The sequence below is a fragment of the uncultured Mobiluncus sp. genome (genome assembly GCF_902488535.1).
Classification (GTDB): Bacteria; Actinomycetota; Actinomycetes; order Actinomycetales; family Actinomycetaceae; genus Mobiluncus.
In genome coordinates this window covers 118,341-136,629 of sequence record NZ_CABTWO010000002.1, presented here as the reverse complement: position 1 = coordinate 136,629, position 18,289 = coordinate 118,341, and the positions used below count along the sequence as shown (strand labels likewise).

At 54.6% G+C, this 18,289-nt stretch carries 19 protein-coding genes, 1 tRNA gene and 1 pseudogene; 9 read left to right on the top strand and 12 right to left on the bottom strand.

Annotated features, from left to right (window positions below; all coding sequences use genetic code 11):
* The first annotated feature begins 120 nt into the window (after window positions 1-120).
* The 4 genes from RDL66_RS01475 (at window position 121) to RDL66_RS01460 (ending at window position 4,718) form a co-directional block, all read left to right on the top strand.
* Complete coding sequence (locus RDL66_RS01475) at window positions 121-933, top strand: hypothetical protein (protein WP_308534702.1); 813 nt, start codon at window positions 121-123, stop codon at window positions 931-933.
* A gap of 225 nt (window positions 934-1,158) precedes the next feature.
* The gene (locus RDL66_RS01470; RefSeq protein ID WP_308534700.1) at window positions 1,159-2,220 is read left to right on the top strand and encodes an alpha/beta fold hydrolase; all 1,062 of its coding nucleotides are present in this window, start codon (window positions 1,159-1,161) and stop codon (window positions 2,218-2,220) included.
* A gap of 72 nt (window positions 2,221-2,292) precedes the next feature.
* Complete coding sequence (locus tag RDL66_RS01465; protein WP_308534698.1) at window positions 2,293-3,732, top strand: MFS transporter; 1,440 nt, start codon at window positions 2,293-2,295, stop codon at window positions 3,730-3,732.
* 53 nt (window positions 3,733-3,785) lie between these two features.
* A complete protein-coding gene (locus tag RDL66_RS01460; protein ID WP_296180081.1) occupies window positions 3,786-4,718 on the top strand; it encodes an SPFH domain-containing protein in 933 nt (310 codons plus the stop codon).
* A gap of 56 nt (window positions 4,719-4,774) precedes the next feature.
* On the opposite strand, the gene RDL66_RS01455 is transcribed toward RDL66_RS01460, so the two are convergent.
* From RDL66_RS01455 to RDL66_RS01425, 8 genes and pseudogenes are all read right to left on the bottom strand, one after another.
* A complete protein-coding gene (locus RDL66_RS01455) occupies window positions 4,775-5,125 on the bottom strand; it encodes a cupin domain-containing protein (RefSeq protein WP_308534696.1) in 351 nt (116 codons plus the stop codon).
* Window positions 5,126-5,150: 25 nt separating this feature from the next.
* The gene (locus RDL66_RS01450) at window positions 5,151-5,954 is read right to left on the bottom strand and encodes a methyltransferase domain-containing protein (protein ID WP_308534695.1); all 804 of its coding nucleotides are present in this window, start codon (window positions 5,952-5,954) and stop codon (window positions 5,151-5,153) included.
* Between the two features lie 175 nt (window positions 5,955-6,129).
* Window positions 6,130-6,702, bottom strand: a complete 573-nt coding sequence (locus RDL66_RS01445; RefSeq protein ID WP_295026278.1) for a methylated-DNA--[protein]-cysteine S-methyltransferase — start codon at window positions 6,700-6,702, stop codon at window positions 6,130-6,132.
* Window positions 6,703-6,720: 18 nt separating this feature from the next.
* Window positions 6,721-6,816, bottom strand: a pseudogene (locus RDL66_RS09015) (SAM-dependent methyltransferase); the annotation flags it as partial.
* A gap of 81 nt (window positions 6,817-6,897) precedes the next feature.
* On the bottom strand, window positions 6,898-7,503 hold the full coding sequence (locus tag RDL66_RS01440; protein ID WP_297723009.1) for a response regulator transcription factor: 606 nt from the start codon (window positions 7,501-7,503) through the stop codon (window positions 6,898-6,900).
* Complete coding sequence (locus tag RDL66_RS01435) at window positions 7,500-8,732, bottom strand: sensor histidine kinase (RefSeq protein WP_308534693.1); 1,233 nt, start codon at window positions 8,730-8,732, stop codon at window positions 7,500-7,502. Before RDL66_RS01435 ends, RDL66_RS01440 begins: the two co-directional genes overlap by 4 nt.
* Window positions 8,729-9,493, bottom strand: a complete 765-nt coding sequence (locus RDL66_RS01430; RefSeq protein WP_297723013.1) for an ABC transporter permease — start codon at window positions 9,491-9,493, stop codon at window positions 8,729-8,731. The genes RDL66_RS01435 and RDL66_RS01430 overlap by 4 nt, the downstream gene beginning before the upstream one ends.
* Window positions 9,494-9,505: 12 nt before the next feature.
* Window positions 9,506-10,417: an ABC transporter ATP-binding protein gene (locus RDL66_RS01425; protein WP_308534692.1), complete on the bottom strand. Its 912-nt coding sequence runs from the start codon at window positions 10,415-10,417 to the stop codon at window positions 9,506-9,508.
* Window positions 10,418-10,529: 112 nt separating this feature from the next.
* Between RDL66_RS01425 and RDL66_RS01420 the strand changes: the two genes are divergently transcribed.
* From RDL66_RS01420 to RDL66_RS01410, 3 genes are read left to right on the top strand one after another with little or no spacing between them, the layout of a single operon-like run.
* A complete protein-coding gene (locus tag RDL66_RS01420) occupies window positions 10,530-11,324 on the top strand; it encodes a thiamine diphosphokinase (protein WP_308534690.1) in 795 nt (264 codons plus the stop codon).
* A gap of 19 nt (window positions 11,325-11,343) precedes the next feature.
* Window positions 11,344-11,985, top strand: coding sequence for a deoxyribonuclease (locus RDL66_RS01415; RefSeq protein ID WP_308534689.1), 642 nt, complete (start codon window positions 11,344-11,346; stop codon window positions 11,983-11,985).
* Window positions 11,982-12,635, top strand: coding sequence for an HAD family phosphatase (locus RDL66_RS01410; protein ID WP_308534687.1), 654 nt, complete (start codon window positions 11,982-11,984; stop codon window positions 12,633-12,635). The genes RDL66_RS01415 and RDL66_RS01410 overlap by 4 nt, the downstream gene beginning before the upstream one ends.
* A gap of 26 nt (window positions 12,636-12,661) precedes the next feature.
* On the opposite strand, the gene RDL66_RS01405 is transcribed toward RDL66_RS01410, so the two are convergent.
* Window positions 12,662-13,309, bottom strand: a complete 648-nt coding sequence (locus RDL66_RS01405; protein WP_308534685.1) for a DUF4126 domain-containing protein — start codon at window positions 13,307-13,309, stop codon at window positions 12,662-12,664.
* A gap of 117 nt (window positions 13,310-13,426) precedes the next feature.
* Between RDL66_RS01405 and RDL66_RS01400 the strand changes: the two genes are divergently transcribed.
* A tRNA-Gly gene (locus tag RDL66_RS01400) sits at window positions 13,427-13,497 on the top strand.
* A gap of 694 nt (window positions 13,498-14,191) precedes the next feature.
* Here the strand turns inward: RDL66_RS01400 and RDL66_RS01395 are convergent.
* Together RDL66_RS01395 and RDL66_RS01390 are read right to left on the bottom strand one after the other, a co-directional pair.
* On the bottom strand, window positions 14,192-14,704 hold the full coding sequence (locus tag RDL66_RS01395) for a hypothetical protein (protein ID WP_308534683.1): 513 nt from the start codon (window positions 14,702-14,704) through the stop codon (window positions 14,192-14,194).
* On the bottom strand, window positions 14,701-15,402 hold the full coding sequence (locus RDL66_RS01390; protein WP_308534681.1) for a DUF3800 domain-containing protein: 702 nt from the start codon (window positions 15,400-15,402) through the stop codon (window positions 14,701-14,703). The genes RDL66_RS01395 and RDL66_RS01390 overlap by 4 nt, the downstream gene beginning before the upstream one ends.
* A 114-nt stretch (window positions 15,403-15,516) precedes the next feature.
* Between RDL66_RS01390 and RDL66_RS01385 the strand changes: the two genes are divergently transcribed.
* Window positions 15,517-16,473, top strand: a complete 957-nt coding sequence (locus RDL66_RS01385; RefSeq protein ID WP_308534679.1) for an Abi family protein — start codon at window positions 15,517-15,519, stop codon at window positions 16,471-16,473.
* 144 nt (window positions 16,474-16,617) lie between these two features.
* On the opposite strand, the gene RDL66_RS01380 is transcribed toward RDL66_RS01385, so the two are convergent.
* Entirely contained in the window at window positions 16,618-18,237 is a 1,620-nt protein-coding gene (locus tag RDL66_RS01380) for an ATP-binding cassette domain-containing protein (RefSeq protein WP_308534677.1), read from the bottom strand.
* Window positions 18,238-18,289: the final 52 nt, after the last annotated feature.

Genomic DNA, 18,289 nt, shown 5'->3' with positions numbered 1-18,289 from the left:
AAAACTTCGGGAAAAGCCGCCAACCAGGCTTGGAGCGTAACGTTTTTAGTTATGCTTGAAACTAGGTTCACCGCGTAAAAACGTAAGGAATGCAGGTAAAACTAGCGAAAGGGGAACGGCGTGGGGTTGTTTTCTAAGGGCAGGCCTGTTACGAGCGGTCCGGTTCGTCCATATGTCAAAAGTTTTGCCGGGTGGGAAGCGCCGTCAACGTTTGCCACCGTCGAGGACTCGCTGGAGTTGCAAGACGATTTCGCGGCGCTGTTCGCTGGATATAACGTGGACGATATTCATGGCGCGGAGTTTGACGACTGGGCTTACCTGGTGCGTGACCGAAACAATCCTGATGATTACGCGGCCGTCTGCGTGTGGGTTCAAGGCCACTTCGTGGGCTATTTGGATCACGCTACCGCTGGCAAATACGTGGTGGAACTCAATGGCTTGGATTCCCAAGAACTCAACTTGGTGGTGCCTTGCCACCTGTGGGCCCAGCGCACCAAGTCGCGTTTGGCAAACCGGGTGACCTTGAGTTTACCTCCCGTAGGTGGGGTAGGGCCGGTCAATATGTTCCCGAAACAAGCTTTCACGATTTTGCCCCCGGGGGAAGAAATCCCTTTGGAAGATTACGATGATCACATTGCTCCGCTCCACCCCTATATTTCTACCGGCAAGACGGTGCCGGTGGCTCTGTGGATGCGGGAGGACAGTGGTGGCTTGGGAGCTTACCTGGATAAGAAAACGTACATCGGACGAGTCCCCGCCCAGGCTGCCGAGCTGATTGTGCCGCTGGTGCGAATAGCGGTGGCTCATAAACTGATTCCGATAGCTCGCGGGATGCTGACCGGTTCAAACATTCGTAACGACCTGACCATTGTCACGGGGGACACCCATACGGTAGGTTCTCATTGGAAGCCCACTCATGATGGCGGAAAGTGAGTGCGTGAGGCGCGAGGCGGTGCACAACCTCCCCGTCGCGCTTTTGAAACGGCCCTGACTAGGAAAAACAGCCCCTGTTTGTCAGGAACAAAGAGTTGTTTTTCTTTCAGAATCCTTTTAGGATTTATTCAAGGAACTGACGGAGTAGTCGTGGCGGACAACAGCCTCAGCACGAAAAACAGCCCCTGGAAACTTGTGACAATCCAAACCAAGAAGGAGACTGAGTTGAAGAAACTAACTCGTATCGCAGCGGCAGCTGGGGCAGCATTTCTAGGGTTGAGTCTGAGCGCTAATGCGGCGCTGGCTCTTCCGGCTCCTGCGGAACTCAATGTTGACAATATCGGTGGCATTGAGGCCCCGAGTTCCCCGGGAGGAATTCCTGCCAATGGATACGGCCCTGATTACCACACGGCGATGGTGGGTTTGAGCCAGGCGGCTTTACACCCGGGGATGACGCCTTTGGGCGCCAATGATTTCAACTGCAAGCCAGCTCCAGGCACGGAACCGGTCGTCTTGATTCCGGGTACCGGAAACGATGCTTTTGGTGCTTGGTCCTACATGTCTCCGCGCTTGAAACAGGCCGGTTATTGCGTATTTACGTTTAACTACAACCCTGCGACCTCAAAGAACGCTAAGGGTGAAACCGTCATCAACGACTCAAAAGCCTTTAGTGGAGACATCAAGCAAAGCGCGGCGTTTATGGCCGGTTTTGTCGATCGGGTTTTGGCGGCTACCGGCGCCACCAAGGTTGATTTGGTGGGTCATTCTCAAGGCGGTGGGGCGCTGCCGCGGGCGTACATCAAGTGGTACGGCGGGGACCAAAAAGTCGACCAGCTCATTGGCTTGACCCCGAACAACCACGGCACGACCTTGGGAGGAATGCTGAACCTAGTTAACTGGCTGCGCCAGGAAATTCCGACCCTTGACGACAAAGTGTTCCACAGCTCTAACCAGACCGGTTTAATGCAGCAGCTGGTCGGTTCCGAGTTCTTTAACCAGCTCAATGACGATATTGAGGTTTACCCGAACATCGACTACACCGTGATTACCACCAAGTTGGACACGGTCGTCACCCCCTACACCAGTGAATTTCTGGAAGGCAGCAACGTCAATAACGTGGTGCTCCAAGACGTGTGCCCGGCGGATGTGCATCGACACCAAAACATGACCTACAGTGATGTGGCGCTGCAGCTTGTGCTGAAAGAACTGCAGGAGGATCGTTTGTCCTGGCAGATTCCGGTGCAATGCCACCGCTACCAGCCTTACTTGCAGGCCTCTGATCTGTAATCTGGGGAGACTGAATAATTTTTGCGAACTCCCTGTCGGGGCCTTAACCTAGGGTTCCGGCAGGGAGATTTTTTGAGTGATGAGGGAGTGAGTAGATCCGTGGACGGCGTGGAAGCATCGGGACGCAACCAGAAGTCAGCTGAGGACAAGGGAAATAACTATCTCAGCGGTTACCTAGCAGCCTGGTTTAAAATCATCGCTACCGGGATGATTACCTTGGTTGCTTTTGAAGCAATCGCGGTGAACACAGCCATGCCTTTCATCGTGGACCGCCTAGACGGTAAAAATCTGTTCGCGCTGGCGGCCGGAATCTCCATGTCCACCCAGTTGATTACCACTGCCCTAGCCGGGGCGTGGGTCGATACTAAGGGCCCGAAACCCGTAATTTACACGGGCATCGTGGCTTTCACCGGGGGATTGCTGGTGGCGAGTTTCGCCCCCAACATCTGGTTTGTCGTGGTGGGACGCGCGATTCAAGGCCTCGGAGGCGGTTTGCTGATTGTGCCCCTCTACGTGATGGTGGGCTCCTACGTCTTACCGCACAAGCAGCCGGCTTTTTTTGCGGTCTTTGCCATCGCCTGGGTGGTGCCTTCCCTGGTCGGCCCACTGGTGGCGGGGTTCCTGGTGGACTATGTGCATTGGCGTTTTGTTTTCGGAATCTGCCCAATCCTGTTTCTGGTGTTCTTTCCGGTGTTGTGGCCAAAATTTCGCCAATTTCCTCCACTGCATGACCCTGTACCGTTTCGTCCCTCGCCCCGCCTGCTTTGGGGTTCGATCTTTAGCGGCATCTTGATTGGTGCCCTGCAAGTTATCTCCGGGGTGGAACGTGAAACGGTCTCGCCGCTGCTCATCATTTCCGCTCTCATCCTGACCTTGGCACTGTTCTTCGCGGCTCGCCCCATTCTGCCTCCCGGCACTTTCCTAGCGGTGCGTGGCGTCCCCGCCACCGTGGCGATGCGCGGACTGTTGAACGGCACTTTCGTCACCGTAGATCTCTACCTGCCCCTGCTGCTGAAAGAAATTCACGGTTGGGGACCGACCATGGCCGGCCTGTCAATGACGGTTTCGTCAATGACCTGGGCATTTAGCTCATGGATTCAGGGCCGGATTGTGGATCCGGCGCACCGCCGCTGGCTGATTATCATCGGTCCCATCATCCAAATTTCGGGCACCCTGGTGGTGCTCCTGGCGGTCTTGCCCGGTTTCAGCCCCTGGTTTGTGCTGGTGGGATGGGCCATCGCCGGTTCGGGTCAAGGCCTGATTTTCCCGCTGGCCACTGTCCACGCCCTCTCCTTGACCCCGCCCCAGCGCCACGGCGAAGTCTCCGCAGCTCTGAACGTAGCCGACACCCTCGCCGCTGCCGCGCTGGTGGCGTACGGCGGAATCACCTACGCCATGACCCTCTTTCTGGGACCCTGGGCGTTCGCTGCCACGATTGGTTTGATGGTGGTGATGATGTTCGTCCAGTTCTGGGTCGGTACCAGGATTTTCGAGTTTCCATCACGCAAGTGAGGCGCTAAAGTTGGTTGTAAGGTTAGGTTTTTGTTGATTGAAAGGGTTTGCAAATGGAAGCATTTTTGGCTTTTGTCGGGGGTCTTTTTGGGATGTCGATTATCGCCCTCGTCATCTTAGTGTTGCTCATCGCGGGCGGGATGTTCTTTGTGGTGAAGCAACAGACGAACTACGTGATTGAGCGTTTTGGTAAGTTTCACAAGGTCGCTCTGCCCGGTCTGCGGGTAAAGATTCCGTTCGTGGATCAGATTGCGAAAAAAGTTCCACTGCGCATCATGCAGCTGGATTCCGTAGTGGAAACCAAAACGAAAGACAACGTGTTCGTCACGATTCCGGTTTCGGTGCAGTACCAGGTTCAAAACGTGGTTGATTCCTACTATCGCCTGGCCAATCCAGAACGTCAGATTCAGTCCTACGTTTACGACCGGGTGCGTACCTCCCTGGCCAAACTGGACTTGGATGAGGCGTTTTCTTCCAAGGACCAAATTGCCCAAGACGTCGAGACGACCTTGGCTACGGCTATGAACGCCTACGGTTTTGCGATTATTAATACTTTGGTCACTGACATTAACCCCGATCCGACCGTGCGGGCGTCCATGAACTCAATCAACGCCGCCCAGCGGGAGCGCGAGGCAGCAGTGAGCCTGGCTGAGGCCGAAAAAATCAAGATTGTGAAACAGGCTGAGGCCGACGCGGAATACAAGCGCCTGCAAGGTGAAGGTATCGCCGCTCAGCGCAAAGCTATCGTGGACGGTCTGGTCAGCCAGTATGAATCCCTGCGCGATGCCGGGATTGGTTCGGAAGCCCAAGAAATGCTGCTGTTGACCCAGTACTTCGATACGTTACAGGAAGTCGCGAAAGCCTCTAACACCCAGACGCTGATGCTGCCGTCCAACCCCGGCGGGGTCAATAACGCAATGGAGGAGCTGCGCAACTCGCTGTTCACCGCCACTCGTGCCGCTGATCAAAAGCAAACGGCGCAATAGTGACGCTGTAGTTTCTTGATTTTAGTGCTTTCGTATCGTCGGATACCTAAAGGGTGCTATTTACCCTGCTCGCTGAGCATATAGAGAACCATTTTTGCAGGAGTCAAGGCTTTAACTGCGTGTGGTAAGCGGGTAGAAAAGTGCACCATTCCGCCGGGAAGCAGTTTTACAGTTTTGCCGTCGGCGGTGATTTCAATTTCCCCTTCCAAGGTTTGCACAATTACCGGCATAGCAGCGGTGTGCTCTGATAGTTCTTCGCCGCTGTCGAAGGAAAATAGCACAACATTTACTCCTTCTGCACGCATTAGGGTTTTAGAAACAGTAGAGTTCGGGGAATACTCAATTAGCTCTGCAAGATTGTTTATGTATCCTAGACCGGCAGTAACCAATTCTTCATTTGAATCCATGTTGAATCTCCTTCGACATTTATCTCTATTTACTGGGTTTACGAGCTATTATAGCAATTCCGGTTAGATTCTTACGGTAGTGCTTAAACGTGGTGCGCATTTCTAAAATTCTCGACCGTAACTCACGATCGCGTAGAACATTACTGAGTATCCGCAACACCCCCTTAACACCTTCATCAGCTAGGTTACGCCGTGGCGACAGCAGAGCCATTGGTTCAAAACCGACCCATTCAATAACGAAACCAGCATTTTCCAGTACCTTGCGCCATTCATTTTCGGTGAGGGGACGAGCGTTCACGCGAATAACTTGTGCAAGACGCTTACGTAATTCATCAGCTAACTGCATGTCTATATCGTTAGGGGTTAACCCGAGTTCGTGAATCGCGTAGCATCCGCCTGGTTCTAGTATGCGGTATGCTTCTGAAACGATTTTTTCTTTGTTTTTCTCGCTTTGCATGGTGAGCATCGCCTCACCCACCACCACCTGGGCCGATTGCGACTCCAAACCGGTATCCTGGGCGTCTGCCTGTACCACTCTGCCGCCGCTGTCTGCAACGATGTTTCGCACCCGCTGGGCTGCGTCCGGGTCTTGATCTACCCCTGTATAGGACTCGACCGGCGCATCAATAATAATTTTGGCTGTTTTGCCTAATCCGGGCGCAAACTCTACAACTCTCTTTCCTGTTATATCAGCTGCTTGGAGCATCCGGTTGGTAAGTTTGAGTCCTCCGGGACGTAGTACCCGTTTTCCGGCACGTGCTAATACCCAATGTCCGGCTGCGATTTTAGTGGCACGAGTACTTTGTGGAAGATTGCAGTCATCATTCATGTTCCCAGTCTATCAGAATAAGATTAGGTAAGCCTTACCTATCCTAGATAGTCTGGGTGCTTCGACGCACAGGCGGTGGGTTTAGAGCCATCCGAGTTCACGGGCTTTTCGGGCTGCGCCCGCCGGCGTGCCGAGACCTCTGCGGAAGTGGTCATCTGGGAAACCGCCAAGGTTTTTAGCGTCCGTGCTGTCTCTCCCAGTCCAAAAGCCATTGTTTAATCTCAATCCCGGGCCCGTATCCTCCCAGACCACGAGCCGCCACGACTCGGTGGCACGGTACGATGATTACCACTGGGTTGCTATGCATAGCCTGGCCTACAGCACGCGCCGCGCCAGGACTGCCAGCCTCCACCGCCAACTGAGAATAGGTGCGGGTTTGACCGTAGGAAATAGCGGCGCAGGTCTGCCAGATACGACGGCGAAACTCACTGCCGGACAGGTCGAGCGGAATCCTGAAGCTGCGGCGGGTGCCGGCAAAGTATTCCTCAAGCTGGCTTCTTGTCAGATTGCAAAGATTGCGAGCAGCAGTTGGCATCCCGGGAATAGGGCATTCAGTCGCGATGCGTCCGTTAAGTTCAGGCGCCTGATGTGCGGTATTTGTATGGAGACTATCGCCTGGAGCGTGCGTTTTAGTCGGATTTTCACCTAACACACACCGCGTCAACCCCTGCTCGCTGGCCGCCAGATACATCCAACCCAAGGGAGTGGACAGAGGACGGGAGTCCCAGTATTCACGGCGCTGCGGCATGCCCTCAGTCTACATTGTCCGCAGCACCCGTTTTCCGGCACGCGCTAGTACCCAATATCCGGCTGCGATTTTAGTTGCGCGGGCGCTTTGTGGGAGATTGCAGTCATCATTCATGTTCCCAGTCTATCAGAATAAGATTAGGTAAGCCTTACCTATCCTAGGTAGTCTGGGTGCTCCGAGGCACAGGCGGCGTGTCTAGAGCCATCCGAGTTCACGGGCTTTTCGAGCTGCACCCGCCGAGGTGTCCGCGTGGGTTTTGCTAATCGCACTAGAGAGGTAGTTGCGTACCGTACCGGGTGAGAGGTGCACTCGAGCCGCGATTTCTTGGACTTTCAAGCCTTTTTCCGCGATTTTCAGGACTTCCATCTCGCGTTCTGTCAGCGGGTTATCGCCCTCGAAAAGGGATTCCGTGGCCAGTTTTTGGTCAACAGCCGTGCCTCCGGCGGCAATAGTTCGTACTGCGGCGGCGAGTTCTTCGGCGGGAGTTTCCTTGACCATAAAGCCTTTGGCACCGGCGCTCAAGGCGCGTTTCAAGTATCCGGGACGTCCAAAAGTCGTCAATATCAGCGTCTTGGTGTCGGCGGCAGTCTCGGTGATGGCTTTGGTGGCGGCGATTCCGTCAAGGTCGGGCATCTCGATGTCCACCACCGCAACCTGGGGGTGGTGGGTTTGGACGGCATCGAGGAGCTCGCGACCATTGCTGGCCTGGGCGACTACCTCAATGTCGCCTTCGAGTTCCAGCAGTGCCGCAATCGCTCCGCGCACTAGCGCTTGATCATCGGCCAGTACCACGCTAATCACAGCTTTACCTCCACTACGGTGCTGGTCTCAAGGGCGTTTTGCCGTTCGTTAGCGGCGCTTGCGGTGCCCGTGGTGCTTGCGGCGCTTGCGACCCCACGTTTCCCTACTATACTGAGGGTTCCCCCGACCTGTTCCACGCGAGCCTTGAGTCCCTCCAGGCCGTGTCCGGCAGCATCGGGGGGAATCCCCACTCCATTATCGGTGATAGTCAGGCTGCTCCGGTCTAACTTGATAGTGGCTCGGCGAGCCGCCGAGTGACGAATGATGTTGGTGGTGGCCTCCCTAATCACCCAAGCGAAAACTGCTTGGTTCACGGCGGGGATGGAGTCGAGGTCTTTCCAGGCGCTGCCCTCCCGCTGCAAGTCTATACTGGCACTCTCCAATGCTTGAGACGCGGCGGCGATTTCTTCTGACAAACTCTGTACTTTGAGCCCCGCCACAGTTTGTCTAACCTCCTCGATTGATTCCCGCGCCAAGTGGGTAATCTCGCGCAGTTCCGCGTGGGCACGCCCAGGGTCGCGTTCCAGCAGTTTTCCGGCTAGTTCGGACTTGAGGGCAATGACCGTAAGGGTGTGACCCAGGACATCGTGTACGTCCCTGGCTACACGTTCGCGTTCTTCCAAAATCGCTCGTGTCCCAGCTTGGCGCTGGCTTTCAATACTGGAACCGATAAAGAAAGTTATTCCCGCCACGAACATAAACACGGCTGAGGTGGTGATGGCGAGGCCAAAGTATTCTTGACCATTCGGTACAAAACTGGGAATGAGGAAGGAGGTTAAAACCGTCAAGGCTCCGGCAATATAGCCAACCGTTTGTGGCAGGGTGAAAGGCGCGGCAGCAGCGATAAACGGCAGGAAAGCCAAGGAGTTCAGCGGTCCTAACACTGCCACCTGTAGCAATGTAGTCAGCACAAGTACCGCAAAGGCTACGGCGTCGCTCTTGCGTAGGCGGTGCCGACCGTCGAAGTAGCGGAAGTTACGCTCTCCCATGATTGGTTTGCGCCACGAGAGTGAAAAAGCAGCTACGTAAGCCAGAGCGAATGCGGTGGTCAATATCAGGGAAATTATCTTTTGCCCCAGGGGTAAGGTCAGTGCCTGACTAATCGGAAAGTACAGAAACCCCAGCCACACGTGGCTCATGATGATGCTTACGATAACGTAGGACTTTGAGGGCGGCATGCTGAAACCGTGGTCTTTCGCCGTGAAGTCGGAGGTGGATTGCGTGCTCATACGCGCCTCCGTGAACGTTTATAGCCCCATATTGCCAGGAGAGCAAAAATCAAGATCCACACTACAAAGTTCACGATGCCAATTCCTAGGTTTTCGGTGTATAGCTTTCCGTCCATCGTAATCTGATTTCCGTTAGTGGCGGCGTATCTGGCGAGGATTCCGTAACCGTAGCCTGGCATGAATTTCGCGAAATCCAGCAGCCATCCGCCCAGGGGCATAAACAGATTCGCGCCGAAACCAAATAGGGTGGTCAGACCCGAGGCGATAGAGACGGCCGTATCAGAATGCAGCAGCAGCCCGAAAGCCAGACCGTAGAGGGTGAAAGTGAGCGACCCACCCAGAATCACCAAGACAGAGATAACCCAAGCAGAGGGCTCCGCTTTGGCTTGAGTGAGACCACCCAACAGGAAGATGACCGCCACGGGTAAAGCCGCCAGCAGCGCTCCCAAGGCGATTTTGGTACCCAGGTACCTCCCGTTACTCAGGGGAGTCAGTGCGATTTGGCGTCCCCAGCCTTGGATCTTTTCCACGGAGGTGCCAGCGGCAAAACTGGCGGTGGAGATAATGGCTCCGTAGGCGGCGATATTGACCATAATGACCCAGGCCCAATTGGCAGTCGTGTCGGCGACCATTTCCTTGGCATAGGTCGCGGCGACTCCAAAAATCAGGTAAATCACTGCCGGAAGTCCGATGACGAACATGGGTACTTCGGGTGAGCGCAGGATTCGCTTTAAATCCAGAGCAAATATTTTCGTGTTCATGATGAGGTTTCCTTAGTTGCTGGTCAGGGTAAAGAAAGTGTCCTCCATAGAGGGAGGGACGATTTCCAAGTGGCTCACACCGGGTTGAGAAAGAATGAAACGTGCGAAATCATCCGATTTCTGTACCAAAAGGTACATTCTGTCGTCTTTGATTTCCACAGATTCTTGGGGCCAGTGTTCCTGTATCTGAGCGGCAAGCGCGTTGAGGTGCGAGGGGTCAACCTGGAAAGACACGTTGCGCGTTCGCTGGGCAGTAATTTCTGCCGGACTGGCATCCGCGATGATTTTTCCGTGATTCATCACCACGATGCGATCAGCATAGTCCGAGGCCTCCTGCAGGTAGTGGGTGGCAAAGATGATGGTCTTGCCGTTTTGCGCCTGACCGTGCATCACTTCCCAAAAGTCGCGGCGCGCGTTGGCGTCCATTCCCGCGGTCGGTTCGTCGAGTATCAATAAATCCGGGTTTGGTAACAGAGCTAGCGCGAATTTAATCCGCTGCTGTTCCCCGCCGGAGCATTTCCCAATCTTACGTTTGCGAATCGGCTCTAGGTTTGCCGCGCGTATCACCCGCTCCCGGTTTTCCGGGGTATCAACATCCCGGCCGTAAGCTGCGGCAATCCAGCGGACGACTTCGGAGACATACATGTCTTTGAGTAGGCCACCCGTTTGCAGGACGGCAGCAATCTGACCGCGGGAAATCGCGGTTTTCGGGCTTTCGCCCATAACTTGCACTTCCCCGGAGGTCGGTGCGCTCAGCCCCAGAACCATATCCAGAGTGGTGGTTTTCCCCGCGCCGTTCGGCCCCAGCAGAGCCATAACTGTACCAGTCGGTACATTAAGTTCGATGCCGTCCACCGCGTGGACTTCCCCAAAGTGCTTATGCAGATTAGTGAGCTGCAGGGCAGCCGTAGTGGTTGTGTTCATGTATCTAAGTCTTGCGCCCCGGTGTTTGGGCCGGTAGTGTGCGCAATCACAAAAAATGGATGACATCTGTCATATTTTCCGGGCTTCGTGGGAGCCAGATTAGAATGACTCCATGACCAAGATGTGCGAAAACCACGACGATTCGGCGAAAAATGGCGCAGTGTCAGCTGACTCGCGCTGCCTGGTGGTGGTCGGCGGGGTGCAAGGACTGCGTGCGCTGTGCGCTGACAACTGGGATTTCTCGGTCTACGAGTTGGTAATTTGTGGCGATTCGGGGCAAGACGTGGCGCGGGATTTGGGGATTGTCCCCGACGTCTACATCGGCGACTTCGATTCTTCGCCGCGTCCGGCAGGTCAGGCTGAGTTCGCAGACGGGCGCACCCGCTCTCCCGAAGTCTTGGCGGCAGTACCCGTCGCCCCTCCCAGCCAAGCTGTTCCCGGCGATGGTGTGGAAGTGATAATTCTCCCCGCGGCCAAGGAAGTCACAGATTCTGAAGCAGCGGTCGATCTGGCGTATTCTCGCGGCTACCGGCACATAGATGTCATTGGAGGTTTGGGGGGACGCTTGGACCACACCTTGGGAAACCTCGGCATTTTGGCGAAATTCGCCCACACTCCCGCCCGGCTGCGCTGGATAGACGGCTACAACATGGTGTCCCTGGTGGGTCCGGGAACCCATACGGTGCCCCGCAACGACTACCACTATTTCGGCTTGATTCCTTTTGACGGCGATGTTCGCGGCCTCACCCTGACGGGGACACGCTACTTGGTCGAGGACTTTACTCTGGTTCGCGGCTCAACACGCGGGGTTTCCAACGAAATCACCGGACAGTTCGCCACCGTTTCTTTCACCAGCGGCAGACTGCTGATGGTCTCGTCACGAGACTTGCAGATTTCGGGTCAATAGTCTCTCCGGGCGGTTCTTCATGACAAGCGCGGTAGGGCGGGTTTCAGGTTTTCGCGAGCTATTCGAGATTTTGCAACGCAATGTGAGAGATGCGGGAAAGTGGTGGCCGGCGGAAACAAAGTTCGAGATCCTGGTGGGCAGCGTGCTTACCCAAAACACGACCTGGACCAGCGTGGAAAAGTCCCTAGAGAACCTGCGGAAGAAAGGACTGCTTGACCCCTTGCGGCTGGCGGGGGTCGCCCCGGGTGAACTGGAGAAACTCATTCGACCCAGCGGCTTCATGCGCGCGAAAGCGAGATACCTGAAAAACTTGACCGATTGGTACATAAAAACTGATGACCGGGCTGGTGAGATTGACACCCCAACGCTGCGCAACTCCCTTTTGCAAGTCCCGGGAGTGGGTGAGGAAACGGCCGACGACATCCTACTTTATGCCTATGACCGCCCGGTTTTTATTTTCGATGCCTATGCGCGCCGATTGCTGGCGGCAGCTGGTTTGGGCGAGTTTCGGACCTATCGACAAGCGCGTCAGGCCCGCGATGCGGCGTGGCGGGCAGAGACATTTACTGTGGCGGAACTGGCGTTATTTCACGGTTTAGTGGTGCAGGCCGGAAAGGATGCGCGCCGGGAGGGAAGTTGGGAAGGTATCCTGAGGGCATGATTAAAGGCGCGATTTTCGATTGTGACGGGACGCTGCTCGACACTATGCCGCTGTGGCGGGAGGCAGCCGGAAAATACTTGACGACCTTGGGGATAGAGGTCGATAAGGATTTGGGTGCGCAATTTTTTGAGATGACTTTGCCCGAGTCGGCGCGCCTGGTACACCAGCGCTTCGGGTTGGACGTAACGGTTAGTGAGGTCCTGAACGGTATCAAAGACGCGGTCTATACCGGCTACCTCGAGGAGGTGCAGCTCAAGCCCGGAGCCAGGGGTTTCCTGGAGGCGCTGGCTGAGGCGGGGGTGCCGATGACGGTGGTGAGTTCCGGATCCGAGGGTCTGATCCGCCCAGCTTTCCGGCGTCTGGGGATTGAGGAGATGTTTACGCAGTATTTCGCTTCTTCGGAAACGGGGATGCACAAGCGCGAGCCGACTATGTTTTTGCAGGCGGCGGGGGCGATGGGCAGCGTACCGGAGGACGCTTGGGTGTTTGAGGACGCGGTTTATGCGGTCCGGGTGGCTAACGCGGCTGGGTTCCACACGGTGGGAATCGCCGATGATGCCAGCCGGGGCGAGTCGGATGTTTTGGCGAGCGAGGCGGAGGCGTACTGGGAGGAATATCCCGGGGAAATCCCTGATTTTATGCAATCCTAGGACGGCGGCAGATTTTTGAACGATCGTTACAGTTGTGTGGGGATTTCCGGCAAATTCCCGGCGGGCTGATTTGCGGTGTTTCCCTTCCTCTGGCGGCGTTTGGCGAGGAATTTTCGGGTCTTGTGGGCGATGAATATGAGTCCGATGACGATAATTATCAGGAAAAAGATAACCAGTATGGGGACGAAGATAGCTGTCAAGGACATTACCAGGGAAAAGCCTTCTTCCGCGCCGGACGCTACGGGGGCAGCCAGACCGCCGGTGGTGGTGTTAAGGACGGGGCGGCTGACCGTTTTGCCGCTGTGAACGGTCAGCGCTACGACTACGCCCAGGACTATGCCTATCCAGGGATTTTGCGCCATAAGGGCGGAGTGTTCTTCAAAGTCCTCAGCGGCGGTGGAGGCTGCGAATATTAGGCCGCCGGTGGCGGGGCGAATCACGGTGCTGATGGCATCATTGACGCTGTCCAGTGCGGGAACTTTGTCAATGAAAAAATCCGCGAAGCACAGGATGGCTGCGATGGCGATAACCCAAGGGGAGGCAATCCACGAGAGCTCGGCGGGTAGGGTGACGAAGTCGGTGAAACGTGCGACTAGAGCGACGATGAGGAAAGGGATGTAGGCGTTCAATCCCGCGGCTGCTGAGAGTCCCAGTCCTGTAAGCGTGGCAAGCATAAGTCAATTTTAACGTTATGCCTTGAGAGACACTGAGTTTTGCGTTTCTGGAATGGAGGGGGAACAGAGCTCCTGGCTGTTGCTGCTAGAATGTGGCATACTGTTGTAGTTTGAACCGCGGGCGTAGTTCATCGGTAGAACGACAGCTTCCCAAGCTGTAAAGGCGGGTTCGATTCCCGTCGCCCGCTCTGTTGAAGATGCCGAGCTTTTGCTCGGCATCTTCAACATTTGGTGGGTCGCGACGGGAATCGAACAGGTTCGCTCAGCGGCAGCGACGCAGTCGCATGAGCCGCTGAGTAAAACGGTGGAGGCGTTAAAAAACGGCACTGGTGTGCCGTTTTAGCCGGAACGCCTTAAAAATCCTCCGTCGCCCGCTCCATCTAGACGTTCATTTTGATACAAAGCATCGTGGCGAGCGTTTTGTGGCGTTCTGTGGTTGTTTGTGCTTGTTAGAGCAAGTTTCTGATTGAGTACGAGGGCTTGACATGAGGCTACGAGTGCAGTTCTTGTTGGCATTTCAGGTCTGTTTTTGGCGGCTCAGCCAGGTTTCGATTTGCGTGCCCGCTGCCGTCAATAAGTATAGACATCCGTCAAAAGGTTCAAAGTAAACGTCAAAGGGTTCGAGACTGCCGTCAAGTTTCCGACTTCTTAGCGTTCCGGTACGCCTTAAACAACCGGGCAGCCACCTCTTTCACGTGCCGGCAAAGAAACAATCCGATTACTCATACCTTCCATTTTTCGCGCTCAAATTGACATGAGGCATCACACCGCCTACGCGCTCAAAATACATAAGGTACGCCGAAGACTAACTTTGATTTGACGGGGCTGCTATACTATGAGTAGCTCATCAGCCATGTGTTGAAAGAGTATCTGGAGCCGTCCTTAAAGGGGCGGCTCTTGCTGTGACCAGTAAGCGGCATGCTCGTTGCGGAGTTTGCGCTGCCGGTGGGGCTGCTTCACGTAATAAGCTGTAACGAGCACGGCATAGTCGGGTTTCTCGTCAATGACCACAATGTAGCTGAAATCGTTGATGGTAATAAGGTAGCGTTTCGTGCTCCCGCGTGATCGTGAACTGACCCACCAGTGTATCTGTCTCTCTTGAGGCCAGTCTCGATTGAACTGTTCTATAACTAAACCAATCCAGCCAATCCTTCTGCACCGTTCAGGATCAAGCGTGCGGGCGGCTTCCTCTCCCATGCCTCCACTAATCACATGCCAGAAAATGGCGTGTCTACCCTGAATCTCTGGTTGGCGACGAAGCGTGAGACGCTTCCCGTTTGGTCGCCATACCAGGTGACGGCGAATTAGGGTGTTTAAGAATATGCTGTATAGCTGTTCAATGTATTCACTCGAATCACTGTGATTGGGAGCTGGTAGCGGGTCAAGACGCATCACTGATACACCTCTCGCGGCTCCCAGAAGAACAGGTTCATTTTCTTCTCTGCCAAGAGAGTGCTCTTTTGTAGGCTTAATCCAGAGCGGCGTTTGATTCTCTCAATCAACGTCATTTTGGCGGCACTCGAAGTCAATCCACGATTCGCATAATTCACAGCCCCAAGAAGCAAATCAGCCATCTGGATCTGCGCCACATCGCGTGAGTCTACAATTTGCACTCGTCGAATAATGTGACGGTTAAAATCATAGCTCGAGTTCGCAATGACGCTGTGCAGCTGTTCTACCTTTCTGCCTCCACGAGTGTCCTTTTTGTCAAGATAAATGAAAGCCTGACCATCGGAGGGCAAGACATTACGGATAAGGTAAAACATCATCTTGTAGTACCAGTCGTCATGACTTTGCTGAAACGCCTCATGATTCAAACCGGACTTTTGTGCAACAACGCCGCGAAACGCTAAGTCGTCATCATCGAAAAAATAGTCAACAACATCGAGATAAAAATCTCGTTGACTCGGCGATACTTTCGTCCATTTGATCTCAAAATCAGATGCGATTCCGTGTTTGCTTTTAATTTCTGCGATTCTTCGTGAGACTCTCCGAGCTTGGGAGACTGGGCAAGTAACAGCACCCAAGACCATGTACGGCTTACCATCATGAGGCAAGTGCGTACTCTCATCACAATAAATATTCAGGTTCACAGGCGCACCTCCTTCAACGCCACCACCCCAGACGACCTATCACTAATCACCCACCGATTTTATCAAACCAATATTTCACTTCACTAGTACGCTTCAATTTGTCCTTTAAGCCTCATGATGCCACAGTCTCTCGCTACTCCTCGGGTCAAGCAGTTCAAAACCCATAGCGAGCAGATAGCTTTGCTGCGTGAGCGCGGAATGCTCATTGAATCTGATTCTAAAGCGTTCAGGTTACTTGAACAGGTGAATTACTATCGGCTTTCAGGATACTGGTATTCATGGCGCAAACTACTTGAAACGGGAGAACGCGCCGATAGTTTCATTGCTGGCACGACATTGGCTGATGTGGTTGCTGTTTACATGTTTGACTGCAAGCTTCGTGAGGCTGTCTTTACCTGTCTCGCTCCGATAGAGCTTTCAGTGCGTTCTATGCTTGGGCATGAACTCGGTCGCATCGACCCCTTCGCGCATCTACACCCAGATAGTCTCGGTCCCGTGGCACGAGCATCTGACGGTGAGGGGTCGTCTTCTGGACACCAAAAGTGTCTGGAGCGTTATGAAAAAGAGCTACGCGCATCGTGTGAAGATTTCGTGGCCCACCACAAGAAGAAGTATGGTGGCAAACTTCCAATCTGGGCTGCTGTGGAAGTAATGGATTGGGGTTCGCTGACTTTCCTGTACCAATTAGCTCCCATCGGTGTGCGAGACACGATGGCTGCTCGTGTAGATTTGAATGCTGCACAGTTCGGTTCATGGCTGAAAGCACTAAATATTTTACGCAACTATTCAGCTCATCACGCGCGTATGTTTAACAGGGTTTATGCCATCAAACCACGGCTACCTAGAAAAGGTCGGCACCCCGAACTAGACATGATTGCAGACGTGGTAAACCGAATTTTTGGTCAACTAACCTTAATCCAATATCTTCTCTTTAACCTTGACCTAGGAAACATCGCCCTTCTTCCTGAGCTTCTCGAACAGTACCCGCAGGTCAAGCCGCTACCAAGAAGTCACCTTGGCATGCCAAATAATTGGCAGGAAAATCCTCTTTGGGCAACCAGAACTGTCTAGTCTTTCCGATAGAACCTCCGTCGCCCGCTCCATGAAACCAACAAAGCCCACCAACACCGACCCTTTGCTGCAATACCAGGCAAAAACCCGAAATAAAGACACATAAAATGTTACTTAAGCCTAACGTTTAGCCTTATCAGAGCATTACTGGATGTGAATCGTCGAGCCTTGCCAATGGTCGATGAGCCAGCGGTCGTGACTGGTGATAATCAGCGTACCTTTCCACTCGTTCAGCGCATCTTCCAAGGCCTGCATACTGTCGAGGTCGAGGAAGTTGGTCGGCTCATCGATGAGGAGGATGGCAGGGGCTGAGGCCAAGGCTAGGGCGATTTGTGTGCGGCGTTGGTTGCCCGCAGACAGTTCGGGGATTGGGGTTGCCCACATTGCGGGGTGCAAGATTCCTTTCCCGGCTTCGCCGATTCCGCCTCTCCAGACTTCAGTGGTGAATCCAAAATCACGGACTCTCGGTAAATGTTGGGGCACTAGGCTAACCGCTTTATCGCGCGTGATGGTTCCGCTTGCCGAGGCGTCAGCAGGGGGTTGTCCAGAACTTATCCAGTTCAAGAGCGTGGATTTCCCCGACCCGTTAGCGCCGGTGACCAGCAGGTGCTCGCCATAAACGACATCAAAACTGAGTGGCGCGAGACGCCGTTCCACGCTTGCCTGCCTTGCAGATACCGCCACCCCGGCGCGCTTGGCAGGCTGGGCAAACGCGAAGGACAATTCATAGTTACGGGGTTTGCGCACTTCTCGCGCTGCTAAGGTGTCCAAGCGCTGGTCGTCGTTTCGTATCCGACGTGTGGCGGTCGCGGCGGCACGGTCGGCAAAAAACTTCTTCGCTTTGCCTTGAGCGCTGGCGAGCCGCACACCTCCGCGAGAGATTTTTCCCGCCGCCTGCCGATGTCTTTGCACCTTACGCGCTTCATCTTGCTGGGCAGCGTGCAGTTCCACGTACTTGGTGCGGGCACGGGCTTTTTCAACCAGATAGTCGGAGTAAGCCCCCGCGCAACGGTAAAGACCTGCGGTTTCGCCCACCCCTTCGGCCTTCGCCAAAGCATTGAACGCCCCCAAGTCCATATCGTAAATAACCGTGGCGGTGTCCTCGATGAAGGCCCGATCATGGCTGGCCATCAGGACCGGACCACCCCAGCTATTGACCGTTTGCGTCAGAAAACTGAGCGCCTGAGCATCGAGATGGTTGGTAGGTTCGTCCAAAATCAATACTGCCGGTTTTAAGATGAGGGTCGCCGCTAATTGCAACCTGCCGTGTTGACCGGGCGACAACCGAGACAGCTCCCGGTTCCGCCCCGACCTTGTGAAAGACATCATGTCGAGCCCGGCCAGCACTTCGGCCACCCGAGCATCGAGCGACCAAATCTCAAAACCCGTCATCTGAGCCAGCAGCTGATCATATTCTTGTTCCCACTCGCCAAGTGCGCCGCCCTCGCCGATTCGCGAAGTTACCTCCGCAAACTGGTCGGCTACGGCTCGAAGTGGACGCAGCGCGACGTCAAGGTAGTCGCTGACGCTACCATCAAACTGTTCGACGTTGGGAACCCGGAAGCGCTCCCTTTCGGTTCCCTCGACTTTGCCCCGCTGTGCCAGCAGATCGCCCGAAGCGATACGCAGCAGCGTAGTCTTGCCGCACCCGTTGGGTCCGACCAGGCAGGCGCGCTCACCATCGCTGACGTGCAAAGTGACATCATTGAGCACCGGGACAGTTGCATAGGAAAAAGAAATATTAACGAGGTTGATGACAGGCATAGTAATCTCCAGGACGCAAGAATTTAACGGGAAGCGTCTCAGCGGGGCTGAG